The sequence below is a fragment of the Streptomyces pseudovenezuelae genome (genome assembly GCF_001513955.1).
Taxonomy (GTDB): Bacteria; Actinomycetota; Actinomycetes; order Streptomycetales; family Streptomycetaceae; genus Streptomyces; species Streptomyces pseudovenezuelae.
In genome coordinates this window covers 1,258,736-1,273,387 of record NZ_KQ948144.1, presented here as the reverse complement: position 1 = coordinate 1,273,387, position 14,652 = coordinate 1,258,736, and the positions used below count along the sequence as shown (strand labels likewise).

Annotated in this window: 11 protein-coding genes; 6 read left to right on the top strand and 5 right to left on the bottom strand. The window is 69.9% G+C overall.

Translation table 11 applies throughout. The features are described from left to right. Positions 1-80 precede the first annotated feature (80 nt). On the bottom strand, positions 81-1,298 hold the full coding sequence (locus AQI94_RS05580) for an NYN domain-containing protein (protein ID WP_031048384.1): 1,218 nt from the start codon (positions 1,296-1,298) through the stop codon (positions 81-83). Positions 1,299-1,519: 221 nt separating this feature from the next. Between AQI94_RS05580 and AQI94_RS44980 the strand changes: the two genes are divergently transcribed. Next, positions 1,520-1,684: a hypothetical protein gene (locus AQI94_RS44980; protein ID WP_020119929.1), complete on the top strand. Its 165-nt coding sequence runs from the start codon at positions 1,520-1,522 to the stop codon at positions 1,682-1,684. Positions 1,685-1,778: 94 nt separating this feature from the next. Here the strand turns inward: AQI94_RS44980 and dnaE are convergent, their stop codons facing one another. Continuing rightward, positions 1,779-5,318 carry a DNA polymerase III subunit alpha gene (gene dnaE / locus AQI94_RS05575; RefSeq protein WP_031048387.1) on the bottom strand — a complete coding sequence of 1,180 codons (3,540 nt, stop codon included), beginning with the start codon at positions 5,316-5,318 and terminating at the stop codon, positions 1,779-1,781. A gap of 203 nt (positions 5,319-5,521) precedes the next feature. Between dnaE and AQI94_RS05570 the strand changes: the two genes are divergently transcribed. The 4 genes from AQI94_RS05570 (at position 5,522) to AQI94_RS05555 (ending at position 10,282) form a co-directional block, all read left to right on the top strand. Beyond that, the gene (locus AQI94_RS05570; RefSeq protein ID WP_007381396.1) at positions 5,522-6,847 is read left to right on the top strand and encodes a DUF2252 domain-containing protein; all 1,326 of its coding nucleotides are present in this window, start codon (positions 5,522-5,524) and stop codon (positions 6,845-6,847) included. A gap of 91 nt (positions 6,848-6,938) precedes the next feature. Further along, on the top strand, positions 6,939-7,631 hold the full coding sequence (locus AQI94_RS05565) for a hypothetical protein (RefSeq protein ID WP_031048390.1): 693 nt from the start codon (positions 6,939-6,941) through the stop codon (positions 7,629-7,631). A gap of 96 nt (positions 7,632-7,727) precedes the next feature. Further along, a complete protein-coding gene (locus AQI94_RS05560; protein WP_031048391.1) occupies positions 7,728-8,543 on the top strand; it encodes a thioredoxin domain-containing protein in 816 nt (271 codons plus the stop codon). 83 nt (positions 8,544-8,626) lie between these two features. Further along, positions 8,627-10,282, top strand: a complete 1,656-nt coding sequence (locus tag AQI94_RS05555) for an alkaline phosphatase D family protein (RefSeq protein WP_031048394.1) — start codon at positions 8,627-8,629, stop codon at positions 10,280-10,282. 7 nt (positions 10,283-10,289) lie between these two features. Here AQI94_RS05555 and AQI94_RS05550 read toward each other — a convergent pair whose 3' ends face one another. Beyond that, positions 10,290-10,859, bottom strand: coding sequence for a dienelactone hydrolase family protein (locus tag AQI94_RS05550; RefSeq protein WP_031048398.1), 570 nt, complete (start codon positions 10,857-10,859; stop codon positions 10,290-10,292). Between the two features lie 119 nt (positions 10,860-10,978). Between AQI94_RS05550 and AQI94_RS05545 the strand changes: the two genes are divergently transcribed. Then, positions 10,979-12,097 (top strand): mechanosensitive ion channel family protein, encoded by a 1,119-nt coding sequence (locus AQI94_RS05545; RefSeq protein ID WP_031048401.1) that lies wholly within the window; start codon positions 10,979-10,981, stop codon positions 12,095-12,097. 102 nt (positions 12,098-12,199) lie between these two features. Here the strand turns inward: AQI94_RS05545 and AQI94_RS05540 are convergent, their stop codons facing one another. Continuing rightward, the gene (locus AQI94_RS05540) at positions 12,200-12,940 is read right to left on the bottom strand and encodes an SDR family NAD(P)-dependent oxidoreductase (RefSeq protein ID WP_031053761.1); all 741 of its coding nucleotides are present in this window, start codon (positions 12,938-12,940) and stop codon (positions 12,200-12,202) included. A 53-nt stretch (positions 12,941-12,993) separates the two neighbouring features. Then, positions 12,994-14,568: a Na+/H+ antiporter gene (locus tag AQI94_RS05535; protein ID WP_062229642.1), complete on the bottom strand. Its 1,575-nt coding sequence runs from the start codon at positions 14,566-14,568 to the stop codon at positions 12,994-12,996. Between the last annotated feature and the right edge of the window lie 84 nt (positions 14,569-14,652).

Sequence of the window (14,652 nt, the reverse complement as noted above, 5' to 3'; positions counted from 1 at the left end):
GTGCAGCGCGCGTACTCACAAGGAACGAGACTACGGGGTCGGGGAGCCCCGCTCGCCCCTGGGGCGGCGTATGTGCCGTTTCACTCCCCGGCGGGGGCGTGCTCCGCGGCCGTGCGCACATCGATCTCCCGCCAGAAGCCGGCGCGGATCGCGTAACGGTCGTGCTCGTCGATCTGGTCGTCCTTGTGCGCGAGCAGCCCGAACCGGGCCGCGTACCGCAGCAGCTCCCCGTCGATCCGGTGCGGCACCCGCGGATACATCCCGGACAGCCGCTGCAGATGCGCCTGGTCGCCGAGCCGCTCCATCCACCGCCGAGCGAAGACCTGGCCCACCTCGAACGGATCGCCGCCGACCGTGGTGATGTCCTCCTCCCGGTCGGCCCACCGCTGCTCCGCCGTGGTCAGCTGCGCGAGCGTCGGCATGGAGGCCACCTCGGGCGGCTCGGCGGCACCGCCGGGCCGGTCGACCCAGCCTTTGTCCGAGGACCAGCGCAGGGTCGCGCTCGCGGGGTGCTGGGCGGGCTGGGCGCCGGGGGCCCGCAGGGCGGCGAGGTCCTTGGGCGTGGGCACCCCCTTCGGGGCCGGCACCCGCTCCTGCGTGCCGTTCTCCGAGGCGGCCGCCGGGGCGTGCTCGGTCTCCTCCGCGGTCCGCTCGGGCGCCTGCGAGAGCGAGGACTCGGGCAGCGGCGCGGACAGGATCGCGGCGATCTCGGGCCGCGGCACGGGCGGCGGCGCGCAGATCCCGCCGAGCTCCTTCGCGCGTACGGCCTTCGTGATCCACGCGCGGTCCAGCACCCGCCGCTCGTCCGCCTCGGCGACCAGGTCCTCCGACTGGTTGTAGTCCCCGTCGGCGGCCTGCACGGCCCACAGGTGTACGGCGACCCCGTGCTCCTTGGCGGCCATCATGCCCGGCAGCAGGTCGCCGTCGCCGGTGACGAGCACGACGTCGGAACAGGCGCGGTTGCGGGCCAGCTCGGTGAGCTCGGCGTGCATGGCGGCGTCCACGCCCTTCTGGGCCCAGCGGCCGTCGCTGCGGGTCAGGGCGCCGAGCCGGACGGTGACCCGGGGCATCACCCGCAGTCTGCGGTGCTCGGGCTGTGGGACGCGGTCGGGGGCGCCGTCGAACCAGTAGATGCGCAGCAGGGGCCGTTCGGTGTCGGACTCGGCCCGGTCGCGCAGCCCCTGCACGAGGGCGGCGTGGTCGACGGTGATACGGGAGCGGGAGGGCTCCCCGGCAAGGAGACTGGCGGCGGCCCCCAGCAGATACCCGGCGTCCACCAGGACGATGCAGCGGTCCACGCGATCCACCCTCTTTCCGGGAGGTTTGCTTCGGGCTTCCTTCGAGTCTGCCCGACCACGCGAGGGTTAACGGCCGGAACTCGATCTTCGGCGTGGCGTTTCCGGGCATTGCCTCGCGACATTCCCTGTCACACACGGTAATTATCCGAAATGCGCCTGTTGTCAGCCTATGTGAATCTGGTCCAGGCCCTGGCCCCTAGATCCCCACAGGAGGCACCACCATGGCCAAGAACAAGAAGCAGAACCGAAAGCCGTCCCAGACCGAGCGTGCCGGGCAGGAGCCCCAGCACTCCTCGATGGAGACGCCGACCGAGCAGCATGCCCCGCAGGTGACCCCCGGCGACGTGGCCCGCAAGGGGCGGCAGAAAAGCTTCGGCCACAACTGACATCTGCATAAAGGGTTGTTGAGACCCAGACTCGCAGAAGGGCGCACCCCGTCAGGAGTGCGCCCCTCTGCATGACCGGTGCCGCCCGGGTCGCTCAGCCCGCCAGGCAGGACGGTCCGAGCAGCACCTTCAGATCACCGAAGAGCGCCGGGTCCGGCTTCACCCGGTGCCGGTCCAGCCGCAGGACCGTGGTCTTGCTGGGCCCCTGGAGCCTGATCCGGACCTCGCTCTCCCCCTTGTGGTGGCTGAGGATCTCCCCGAGCCTGCTGACCATCGGCGGGGTGACCTTCAGCGCCGGGATGGTGAGGATCACGGGCGCGTTGGTGCCGGCGTTGGACAGGTCGGGGACCTGGAGCTCCATCGCGACCAGCCGCGGCACGTCCTCGCGCTTGTCGAGGCGGCCCTTGACGAACACCACGGCGTCCTCGACGAGTTGGGTCGACACCAGCTGATAGGTCGCCGGGAAGAACATGCACTCGATGGAACCGGCGAGGTCCTCGACGGTGGCGATCGCCCAGGCGTTGCCCTGCTTGGTCATCTTGCGCTGGAGGCCCGAGATGATGCCGCCGATGGTGACGACCGCGCCGTCGGCGTGTTCGCCGCCGGTGAGCTGGGCGATGCCCGCGTCGGCCTTGTCGGACAGCACGTGCTCCAGGCCGAAGAGCGGGTGGTCGGAGACGTACAGGCCGAGCATCTCCCGCTCCTGGGCGAGCAGATAGGTCTTGTCCCACTCGTCGGTGGTGAACTCCACGTCGAGTCCGAAGCCGGGCTCGCTGCTGTCCGCCTCGCCCATCCCGCCGAAGAGGTCGAACTGTCCCTCGGCCTCCTTGCGCTTGACCGCGACCACGTTGTCGATCATCGAGTCGAAGTGCGCGGTGAGGCCCTTGCGGGTGTGCCCCATGGTGTCGAACGCGCCCGCCTTGATCAGCGACTCCGTGGTGCGCTTGTTGCAGGCGACCGCCTCGACCTTGTCGAGGTAGTCGGGGAAGGAGGCGTACTTCCCCTTGGCCTTGCGGCTGCGGATGATCGACTCGACCACGTTGGTACCGACGTTGCGCACCGCTTCGAGCCCGAAGAGGATCACGTCGTCGCCCTGGGCCGCGAAGTTGTGCTCCGACTCGTTGACGTTCGGCGGGAGCACCTTGATCTTCATGCGCCGGCACTCGTTGAGGTAGACGGCCGACTTGTCCTTGTCGTCCTTGACCGAGGTGAGCAGCGCGGCCATGTACTCGGCCGGGTAGTTGGCCTTGAGGTACGCGGTCCAGTAGGAGACCAGGCCGTACGCGGCGGAGTGGGCCTTGTTGAAGGCGTAGCCGGCGAAGGGGACCAGGACGTCCCACAGGGCCTGGATGGCCTCGTCGCTGTAGCCGTTCTTCTGGGCGCCGGCCTGGAAGATGGTGAAGTTCTTCGCCAGCTCGTCGGGCTTCTTCTTGCCCATCACGCGGCGCAGGATGTCGGCCTCGCCGAGCGAGTACCCGGCGATGATCTGGGCGGCCTTCTGCACCTGCTCCTGGTAGACGATCAGGCCGTAGGTGACCGCGAGGACCTCCTGGAGCGGCTCCTCCAGCTCCTTGTGGATCGGCGTGATCTCCTGGCGGCCGTTCTTGCGCTCCGCGTAGTTGATGTGCGAGTTCATGCCCATCGGGCCGGGCCGGTAGAGGGCCGAGACGGCGGAGATGTCCTCGAAGTTGTCGGGCTGCATCTGGCGGAGCAGCGAGCGCATCGGGCCGCCGTCGAACTGGAAGACACCGAGGGTGTCACCGCGGCAGAGCAGTTCGAAGGTCTTGGGGTCGTCCAGCGGCAGGGCGAGCATCTCCAGATCGATGCCCTTGTTGGCCTTCACCATCTTGATGGCGTCGTCCATGATCGTGAGGTTGCGCAGGCCCAGGAAGTCCATCTTCAGCAGGCCGAGCGACTCGCACTGCGGGTAGTCCCACTGCGTGATCGTCACGCCGTCGGTGTGCCGCACCCAGATCGGGGCGTGGTCGACGATGGGCTCGCTGGACATGATCACGCCGGCCGCGTGCACACCCATCTGCCGGACCAGGCCCTCGACGCCCTTGGCGGTGTCGATGACCTTCTTCACGTCCGGTTCGTTCTCGTACATCCCGCGGATCTCGCCGGCCTCGCTGTAGCGCGGGTGCGAGGGGTTGGTGATGCCGTCGAGGTCGATGCCCTTGCCCAGGACGTCGGCGGGCATGGCCTTGGTGAGGCGGTCGCCCATCGCGTACGGGTAGCCCAGCACACGCGCGGAGTCCTTGATCGCGTTCTTGGCCTTGATCTTGCCGTAGGTGCCGATCATGGCGACCTTGTCGGCGCCGTACTTCTCCGTCACGTACCGGATCACCTCGACGCGCCGACGCTCGTCGAAGTCGATGTCGACATCGGGCATGGAGACGCGCTCGGGGTTGAGGAACCGCTCGAAGATCAGACCGTGCGGGATCGGGTCGAGGTCGGTGATGCCCATGGCGTAGGCGACGATCGAACCGGCCGCGGAGCCTCGGCCGGGGCCCACCGCGATGCCGTTGTTCTTGGCCCACATGATGAAGTCGGCGACCACGAGGAAGTAGCCGGGGAACCCCATCTGGATGATGACGTCCATCTCGTAGTCGGCCTGCTTCTGGCGGTCCTCGGGGACGCCGCCGGGGAAGCGGCGCTCCATGCCGCGCCGGACCTCCTCCTTGAACCAGGTGACCTCGGTGTAGCCCTCGGGGATGTCGAACTTCGGCATGAGGTTCTTCGCCTCGAACATGCCGGTGGTGTCGACCATCTCGGCGACCAGGAGGGTGTTGGCGCAGCCCTCCTGCCAGGCGTCCGAGGAGTCGACGGCGTACATCTCGTCCGTGGACTTCAGGTAGTAGCCGGTGCCGTCGAACCTGAAGCGGTCGGGGTCGGAGAGGTTCTTGCCGGTCTGGATGCACAGCAGGGCGTCATGGGCGGTCGCCTCGTGCGCGTACGTGTAGTGCGAGTCGTTGGTGACCAGCGGGGGGATGCCGAGCTTCTTGCCGATCTCCAGGAGGCCGTCGCGGACCCGGTGCTCGATCTCGATGCCGTGGTCCATCAGCTCCAGGAAGTAGCGGTCCTTGCCGAAGATGTCCTGGTACTCGGCGGCCGCCTTCAGTGCCTCGTCGTACTGGCCGAGGCGCAGCCGGGTCTGGAGCTCACCCGAGGGGCAACCGGTGGAGGCGACGATCCCCTCGGACCACTGGGAGATCGTCTCCTTGTCCATGCGGGGCCACTTCTGCAGCCAGCCCTCGGCGTAGGCGTCCGAGGAGAGCTTGAAGAGGTTGTGCAGGCCGGTCGAGTTCACCGCCCACATCGTCTTGTGGGTGTAACCACCGGAACCGGAGACGTCGTCCCGCTTCTGGTGCGGCTGGCCCCACTGGATCTTGCGCTTGTTGCGCCGGGACTCGGGCGCCACGTACGCCTCGATCCCGATGATCGGGGTGACCCCGGCCTTCTTCGCGGTGTGGAAGAAGTCGTACGCCCCGTGCAGGTTGCCGTGGTCGGACATGGCGATATGGGTCATGCCCATCTCGTTGCACGCGTTGAACATGTCCTTGAGCCGCGCGGCACCGTCCAGCAGGGAGTACTGGGTGTGGACGTGCAGGTGCGTGAACGGCGGCTTTGACACGGCGTGGCCTCCATGGAAAACGCTCGACGACAGGCGGGCGGACAGTTCGGGGGACAGCGTCGAAGTCTATGCCTCGGCACTGACACTCAGAGGGCCGCCCCGCGTACCTTCACAACGAGGGTCGCGGGCACTTTCGCCGGGACCCGCCCGTTGGAGAGACGACAGAAACGCTGTCGTACACATGCACCAGGAGGCACCCCGCGATGTCGGTACCGCAGCTCAACGACGAGCACCGCGGCGAGGAGATTCTCGCTGTCTTCGACACCGCCTTCGGCGAGCTCCTGGCCGCCGATCCGGCCGCGTTCCGCGTGAAGTTCCGGAAGATGGCGGCCTCGGCGTTCGCGTTCTACCGGGGTACGGCGTGCCTCTTCTACCACGACCTGGACGCGGAGAAGCGGGGCGGCCCGTACCTGGACGAGCGCACCTCGCGCGTGTGGATCCACGGCGACCTGCACGCGGAGAACTTCGGCACCTACCTGGACGCCAACGGCCGGCTGATCTTCAACGTCAACGACTTCGACGAGGCCTACGTCGGCCCCTTCACCTGGGACCTGAAGCGCTTCGCCGCCTCGGTCGCGCTGATCGGGTACGCCAAGGCGCTCGGCGACGAGCAGATCACCGAGCTGGTGGAGGTGTACGCGGGCGCGTACCGCGAGCGGATCCACGCCCTGGCCACCGGCGCCAAGAGCGACGAGGTACCGCCCTTCACCCTGGACACCGCCCAGGGCCCCCTCCTGGACGCGCTGCGTGACGCCCGCTCCCTGACCCGCTTCGGCCTCCTGGAGTCGATGACGGAGATCCGCGACTTCGAGCGCCGCTTCGCGCCGGGCGGCGGCTCCATCGAGCTGGACGCCGCCACCCGCTACAAGGTGCTCGCGGCCTTCGACGGCTATCTGGAGACCCTCCCGGAGGCGTCCCTGGCCCGCCCGGACTCCTACCGCGTCAAGGACGTCGTCGGCCGCCGCGGCATCGGCATCGGCTCGGCCGGGCTGCCCTCGTACAACATCCTTCTCGAAGGGCACACCGACGCCCTGGAGAACGACGTGGTGATCTACATCAAGCAGGCCCAGACCCCGGCCGTCTCCCGCCACATCACCGACCCGGCGATCCGCGACTACTTCCAGCACGAGGGTCACCGCACGGTGATCTCCCAGCGCGCCCTCCAGCAGCACGCCGACCCCTGGCTCGGCTGGACCGAACTGGGCGGCGCGGGCCAGCTGGTCGCCGAGATCTCGCCGTACGCGGTGGACCTGGACTGGGGTGACATCGACGACCCGGAGGAGATCGCGGCGGTCGTCGCCGACCTCGGCCGGGCCACGGCCACGATGCACGCGGCGGCGGACGACACCTCCGGCGAGTCCCTGGTGCCCTTCTCCACCGAGCGGGCCATCGACGCGGCCATCGCGGCCGACGAGGACGGCTTCGCGGGCCTTCTCGTCGACTTCGCGCACAGCTACGGCGCCCGCGCGCGTGCCGACCACCAGACCTTCGTCGACCTCTTCCGCAACGGCCGCATCCCCGGCCTGTGACAGGCCCCCTACCGCCGTCGATAACGATAGGGCCGCTCACAGGGACCCTTTAGGGGTCCCTTACAGGCCCGCGTGACACACTCTCCACGCTATGGACATATCCGGGACCCACCTACGAGCGCTCCGCGCGGCGCTGTTCACGGCACTCGTCGTGACGCTCAGCACCGCGTCGCACGTGCTGCTGTCCCGGGCTCCCCTGCCGCTCAACACGGTGGCGGCGGTCGCCGTCGCCGTGTTCGCGCTCACCTACGCGCTGGCCGGCCGGGAGCGCGGCTTCGGGCGGATCGCCGTCGTGCTGATCCCGCTGGAGCTCGCCGCCGACACCGTCTTCACCACCGGCCAGCACGTCTGCTACGGCGCCGCGGGCGGCCCGGTGGCGGGCCCGCTGCGCTCGGTCGGCTGGGACGTGTTCTGCGGCGACGGCACCAGCGTCGGCTCGCCGCTGGCCCGGGTGACCGGTACCGACCCCGGCCGGCTCGGCGGCCTGCTGGCCCACGCCGATGCGCAGACCGCCTGGCTGCTGCTGGGCGCCCACCTCTGCGTCGGCCTCCTGGCGGCCGCCTGGCTGCGCCGCGGCGAGCGGGCCCTGGCCCAGCTGCTGCGGGCCGTGGCCGCCACCACCTTCCGGCCGCTCCTCCTCGCGGCCGCCGCGCTGACCGTGCGGTCGGCGCCGGAACCGGCCCGTCCGGTGCGCCCCGGCCGCCGTACGGCCGTCGTGCTCGACGAGATCCTCGTGCACTCCCTGGGACGGCGTGGACCGCCGTGCTCACCCGCTGTCGCCTGAGCCTCACCCGCTCGTGCAGCACCTGAGCACCACCAGTCCCGACCTACGTATCCCCGCACACGTCGTGTGCGCGTCCCCGTGATGGAGAACACCACCATGAGCAAGCGGAACAGCCAGGCCGCGAAGACCGCCGCCCGCGAGCGGCTGCGGCAGGAGCGCGAGCGCCAGGCCAAGCGCGACAAGATCAAGCGGCAGGTCATCGTCGCCTGCTCCATCGTCGGCGTCCTGGCGATAGCCGGCGGCATCAGCTACGCGGTCGTCCAGAGCAACAAGCCCGGCTACTGGGAGGCGGCCAAGGACGACAAGCTCGTCAAGCCGGCCAACAGCACGGGCGCCAACGGCACGACGGTCGTCATCGGCAAGAGCACCGCCAAGAAGACCCTGGTCATGTACGAGGACCCGCGCTGCCCCGTGTGCGCGCAGTTCGAGCAGACCGTGGGCTCGACCGTCGACAAGGACGTCGAGGACGGCAAGTTCAAGCTCCAGTTCGTCGGCGCCACCTTCCTCGACGGCAACCTCGGCGGCGAGGGTTCCAAGAACGGCCTCAGCGCCCTCGGCGCGGCGCTGAACGTGAGCACCGACGCGTTCCTGAAGTACAAGACCGCGATGTACTCCACGAAGTGGCACCCCGAGGAAAGCGGCCCCGACAAGTTCAAGGACGACGCCTACCTCATCAAGATCGCGCAGACCGTCCCGGAGCTGAAGGACAACAAGACCTTCCAGAACGCCGTGAAGAACGGCACCTACGACAAGTGGGCCCTGGAGATGTCCGACAAGTTCAACAAGGACGGCATCAGCGGCACCCCGACCCTGAAGATGGACGGCAAGACGCTGACCGGTTCCGACGGCAAGAGCGCGCCGATGACGGTCGCCGACTTCAACACGGCGCTCCAGGCGGCGCTGAAGGGCTGATCCCGAACTCTTCGGGCAAAGAGCGGGCGAACTTTCACGGGTTCGCCCGCTCTCGTTCATACCGATCAGTAACCTGATCGGCCGTGACTAGTAGACAGAGCACAGCCGGGAGCAACTCCCCGTCCCCACGCCGCCGTACGGTCGTCAAGGCCGCGGCGGCCACTGCTGTCCTGGCCGCCCCGCTCGCCGCCGCCTGGCCGGCCGGCGCGGTCGAGGCCCCCGCCTTCCTGCACGGTGTGGCCTCCGGCGACCCGCTCCCGGACGGCATCCTGCTGTGGACCCGGGTGACCCCGACCGCAGAGGCCGTACCGGGTTCCGGGCTCGGCCCGGACATCGAGGTCGGCTGGGTCGTCGCCAGGGACAAGGCCTTCACGACCGTCGTCGCCAAGGGTTCCGTCACCGCGACCGCCGCCTCCGACCACACGGTCAAGGCGGACGTGCGGGGCCTGGCCCCCGCGACCGACTACTGGTTCCGCTTCTCCGCGGGCGGCACCGACTCCCCGGCGGCGCGCACCCGCACCGCGCCGGCGGCGGACGCGGCCGTCGCGAACCTCCGCTTCGGCGTGGTCTCCTGCGCCAACTGGGAGGCCGGCTACTTCTCCGCCTACCGCCACCTCGCGGCCCGCGGCGACCTGGACGCCTGGCTGCACCTGGGCGACTACGTCTACGAGTACGGCACCGGCGAGTACGGCACCCGCGACACCGTCGTACGGCAGCACGCGCCGACCCACGAGATCCTCACCCTCGCCGACTACCGGACCCGGCACGGCAGGTACAAGACCGACCCGGACCTGCAGGCCCTGCACACGGTCGCCCCGGTCGTGGCGATCTGGGACGACCACGAGTTCGCCAACGACGCCTGGTCGGGCGGCGCCGAGAACCACACCGAGGGCACGGAGGGCGCCTGGACGGCCCGTCAGGCCGCGGCCAAGCAGGCCTACTTCGAGTGGATGCCGGTCCGTACGGCGATCGCCGGCACCACCTACCGGCGGCTGCGCTTCGGCAAGCTCGTCGACCTCTCGCTGCTCGACCTGCGGTCCTTCCGCTCGCAGCAGGTGGCCGTGGGCAACGGCTCGGTGGACGACCCGGACCGCACGATCACCGGCCGCGCCCAGCTGGACTGGCTCAAGGCGGGACTGAAGTCCTCCGACGCCACCTGGCGGCTGGTCGGCAACTCCGTGATGATCTCGCCGTTCGCGATCGGCTCGCTCTCCGCCGACCTGCTCAGGCCGCTCGCCGAGCTGCTGGGCCTGCCGAAGGAGGGCCTCGCCCTCAACCCCGACCAGTGGGACGGCTACACCGACGACCGCCGCGAACTCCTGGCCCACCTGCGCTCCAACGCCATCCGCAACACCGTCTTCCTGACCGGTGACATCCACATGGCGTGGGCCAACGACGTGCCGGTGGACGCCGGTACCTACCCGCTGTCGGCCTCGGCCGCCACGGAGTTCGTCGTCACCTCGGTGACCTCCGACAACCTCGACGACCTCCTGAAGGTTCCCGAGGGCACGGTCACCGCGCTCGCGGCGCCGGTCATCCAGCTCGCCAACCGGCACGTCCACTGGGTCGACACCGACCGGCACGGCTACGGCGTCCTGGACATCACCGCCGACCGGGCGCAGATGGACTACTACGTGCTGTCCGACAAGACCAAGGCGAACGCGACCTCGTCCTGGGCGCGTTCGTACCGCACGCGCAGCGGCACGCAGAAGGTCGAGCGGACGTACCAGCCGGTCTAGGGCCGCCCTAGAGGCTGTCGAGGAAGCCGAGGGCCACTCTCCAGGTGGCCTCGGCGGCCTCCTCGTCGTAGTCCGGCAGACCGGGGTCGGTGTAGAGGTGACCGGCCCCGGCGTACCGGTAGATCTCCACGTCGGCGCCGGTGCGGCCGATCTGGAGGTACCAGGCGCTCAGCCAGTCGTCGGTCTCGAAGGGGTCGGGCTCGGCCACGTGCAGCTGGACCGGCAGCTCGTCCGCGGTCGCGTTCGGCGCGATGTCGGAGGTGCCGTGCAGGAGCAGCAGCCCGCGGGCCTTCTCGTCGCCGAGGGCGAGGGTCTGCGCGATCGAGGCGCCGAGCGAGAACCCGGCGTAGACGAGGCCGCGCTTGGAGTAGGGCGCGGCGGCCAGGACGGCCCGCTTGAGCAGTTCGTCCTTGCCGATCTCCTCGTTGAAGGCCATGCCCTCCTCGACCGTCTCGAACGTGCGCCCCTCGAAGAGGTCCGGCGTCCACACCTCGTGCCCGGCCTCCCGCAGCCGGTCGGCGGCCTGACGGACGGCGGGCCTGAGGCCGTAGGTCGAGTGAAAGAGCATGATGTTCATGAGGCCATGGTGCCAGCCTGCACCGACAGTGCCGTTCCACGGGCACGGCGGCGCCCGTACCCACTTCGCGGCGGAAGTCACATGTTCATGCCTCCCCCGGGCCGGTTAGGTTCGGGGTCATGGAGAACGTACTCCGCCCACTGATCGTGGTCGGCGGCTCGGTGCTGCTCACTCTGGTGATCGGCTGGGCCACCGACCTTCTGCTGCGCAAGGCCGACGCACGCCACAGCGAGACCCCGATGTGGGGTCTGCTGCGCCGGGGCCGCATCCCCTACATGCTCGTGCTGTGCGCCGCGATGTTGAGAGGGGCGTACGACGAGGCAAGGGTGCTGGAGCGGCACAGCGCCGGCATCGGGCAGACGCTGACACTGGTGCTGATCGGGGCCACCGCCTGGCTGGTGATCCGGATCGCGGCGGCCGTGGTGGAGACGACGTACACCCGTTACGCGCGTGCCCACCACGACGCCGCCCGGGTCCGCCGGGTGCGCACCCAGGTCACGCTGATCATGCGGGTGGTCGCGGCGACCGTCGGCGTGGTGGCGGTGGCCGCGATGCTGCTGACCTTCCCGGCGATGCGCGCGGCCGGTGCCTCACTGCTGGCCTCGGCCGGAATCCTCGGCATCGTCGCCGGTGTGGCCGCCCAGTCGACGCTCAGCAACATGTTCGCGGGGCTGCAGATCGCCTTCGGCGACATGGTGCGCATCGGCGACACCGTGGTGGTGGACGGCGAGTGGGGCACCGTCGAGGAGATCACCCTGACCTTCCTGACGGTCCGGACCTGGGACGAGCGCCGGATCACCATGCCGGTGTCGTACTTCACCTCGAAGCCGTTCGAGAACTGGTCGCGCGGCACCCCGCAGATGACCGGCATCGTCTACTGGCACGTCGATCACACGGCCCCGGTGGAGCTGATGCGCGAGCGCCTGCGGGACATCCTGCGCGAGTGCCCCGCCTGGGACGGCCGCGACTACGGCCTCGCCGTCACCGACACCACCCCGAACACCATGCAGGTGCGTGCCCTGGTGACCGCCAAGGACGCCGACGACATCTGGACGGTACGGGTCACGGTCCGCGAGCAGATGGTCCGCTGGCTCACCGACAACCACCCGTACGCCCTGCCGCGGGTCAACACGGCGGACGCGACGCTGGCACCGGGGTTCCGGCGGCTCAACGGCCACGAGAGGGACGGCGAGACACCCCGCCGCGCCCACGAGTCCCCGCGAACGGGACGCGGCTAGACGGTCCGTCGTGGCGCCGGTGCCTGCACTGACCCAGGGGCGCGGGGAACTGCGCGACCGGCCACGACGGACCCGCACCCGCCAACGGCCGCGCAGCCCCCGTCACCTCCCGCGCTCAGCACCACCATTGACCTGCACGATCTGAGACGTCACATGCCCCGCCCCCGCCGACGCCAGCCAGTGCAGCGTGGCGGCGACATCCCCCGGCGTCCCCGCCCGCCCGTTCAACGTGTCACCGACAAGCCGCTCCCGCCGAGCGGGATCAATGGCCGCCCCGAAGAACTCCGTGTCCTCGACATACCCCGGCGCCACCACGTTCGCCGTGATCCCCCGCGGCCCCAGCTCCCGCGCCAGATCGTGCGCGTACGGATGCAGCCCCGCCTTCGCCGCCCCGTACGCCCCGCTCCCGGACCCCCGGTAGGCGGCGATGGAGCTGACGAACAGCACCCGCCCGCCGGGGGAGGCGAGCCGGTTCTTCAGTCCCTCGGTGAGCAGCGCCGCGGTCAGCACATTGAGCCGGAAGTTCACGGTCCAGTTGTGGGCGACGGCGTCGAGCGGATCGGAGACGTCGGCGGGCGGTTCGAGCTGCCCGGTGCCCCCGGCACTGTGGATCAGCACGTCCACGGCCCCGAACTCCCGCTCCACGAAGCCGACGACGCCGCGCACCTGGCCGACGTCGGCCAGATCGGCGGCGTACGTCAGCGCCCCGGGCACCCCGGCCTTCTCCAGCACCTCGGGGCGCCGCCCGAGCAGCAGCACCCGGTCCCCTTCCGCGGCGAACACCTGCGCCGCCGCGAGCCCGATTCCCGTACCACCACCGCTGATCACCACGTTGCGAGCCATGACCGCACCCTACAAAACGGGCCCTTGGGGAGTGCATCCCCGTGTCCGCGGACTCACCGCAGACTGCGGACGTCCAGGTGCCGCAGCACCCGGTCCACGACCTCGGGGTCGGCCCCCGGTTCGCTGCGCGCCGCCAGCACCTCGTGCCGCGCCGCGCTCAGCAGCTCGCCCTGGATCCGTCGCATCCGCTTGAGCCGCCTCCTGGCCTCGCGCCGCTCCTCGCCCCCCGTCTCCGGATGGATCCGCACGGCGATCTCGAACGCCCGCCGCTGCATCTGCTCGGCCAGTTCCTCCGGCAGCTCCTCCACGGCCTCGATCTCGCGCAGCCGCCGCTTGGCCGCCTTCGCCGCCCGGACCGCGAGGGCCTTCTCGAACTCCATCTCCCGCTCGCTGTCGGCCTGCACCCCCAGCCGCTTCACCAGCCACGGCAGGGTCAGCCCCTGGAGCACCAGCGTGGCCATGATCACCCCGAACGCGATGAAGACGATCTCGTCCCGGTCGGGAAAGCCCGCCCCCGTGTCGGTCTCCAGCGGAATGGCCAGGGCCAGCGCCACCGACGCCACGCCCCGCATTCCGGACCACCACATGATGACGGTCTCCCGCCAACTGGTCGGGATCTCCTCGCTGTAGTCCCGTTTGGCGTGCATCCGTTTGGTGAGCCAGGTGGCCGGCATCAGCCAGGCGAGCCGCACGAGCACGACCACGGCCACGATCGCCGCGGCCCAGCCGAGCATCTCGCCCCAGCGGCCGGACGCGGTCCGGATCGCGTTGTGCAGTTCGAGCCCGATCAGCCCGAACGCCACCCCGGTGACGAGCGTGTCGACGATGTCCCAGAAGGTGTGCCCGGCCAGCCGGGTCATCACGTCGTCGGCGTCCGTGCCGTACTCGGCGAGGAACAGGGCGGTGGTCAGCACGGCGAGCACCCCGGAGCCGTGCAGCTCCTCGGCGAGCACGTAGGAGGCGTACGGCACGAGCACCGTCAGCCCGATCTGGAGGGTGGCGTCGCCCAGCAGGTCCATCAGCTTGTTGGCGCCCCAGCCGAGCGCGAGCCCCACGGCGACGGCGACCACCGCGGAGAGCACGAGCTCCAGGCCGGCCTCCCCGGCCGTGAACGAGCCGCTGACGGCCGCGGCGACCGCCACGTGATAGAGCACGATCGCCGTGACGTCGTTGAAGAGCCCCTCGCCCTCCAGGATGGACACCAGCCGGCGGGGCAGCCCCAGTTGGCCCGCCACGGCGGTCGCGGCGACCGGGTCGGGCGGCGCGACCAGCGCGCCCAGCGCGAGGGCGGCGGCGACCGGCAGCCCCGGCACGATCGCATGGGCGACGGCGGCGACACACAGGGTCGTCACGAACACGAGCGCGACGGCGAGCAGGAAGATCGGCCGTTTGTTGGCCGTGAACTGGCGCCAGGAAGTGCGCCGCACCGCCGCGTAGAGCAGGGGCGGCAACAGGATGGGCAGGATCAGCTCGGGCGGGATGTCGACATTCGGTACGAAGTCCAGGACCGCGAGCACTATGCCGAGCAGCGTCATCAGCACCGGCGCGGGCAACCCGAAACGGTCCCCCACCGGGACACTGATCAGAGCCCCAAGCAACAACACGAACAACAGGGCCAACTGATCCACGGTCAAAGCTCCGGGCAGATCGACAGAACATCGGTCACTTCAGTCTGCCCGCAAAACGCCCGAACCCTCCCGACCGCCGCTCCC

What these genes read in the sequence shown, in the direction of transcription:
- AQI94_RS44980 (WP_020119929.1), top strand. Translation starts at nt 1,520, where the DNA reads ATGGCCAAGAACAAGAAGCAGAACCGAAAGCCGTCCCAGACCGAGCGT.
- AQI94_RS05570 (WP_007381396.1), top strand. Translation starts at nt 5,522, where the DNA reads ATGTCGGTACCGCAGCTCAACGACGAGCACCGCGGCGAGGAGATTCTC.
- AQI94_RS05565 (WP_031048390.1), top strand. Translation starts at nt 6,939, where the DNA reads ATGGACATATCCGGGACCCACCTACGAGCGCTCCGCGCGGCGCTGTTC.
- AQI94_RS05560 (WP_031048391.1), top strand. Translation starts at nt 7,728, where the DNA reads ATGAGCAAGCGGAACAGCCAGGCCGCGAAGACCGCCGCCCGCGAGCGG.
- AQI94_RS05550 (WP_031048398.1), bottom strand. Translation starts at nt 10,859, where the DNA reads ATGAACATCATGCTCTTTCACTCGACCTACGGCCTCAGGCCCGCCGTC.
- AQI94_RS05545 (WP_031048401.1), top strand. Translation starts at nt 10,979, where the DNA reads ATGGAGAACGTACTCCGCCCACTGATCGTGGTCGGCGGCTCGGTGCTG.
- AQI94_RS05540 (WP_031053761.1), bottom strand. Translation starts at nt 12,940, where the DNA reads ATGGCTCGCAACGTGGTGATCAGCGGTGGTGGTACGGGAATCGGGCTC.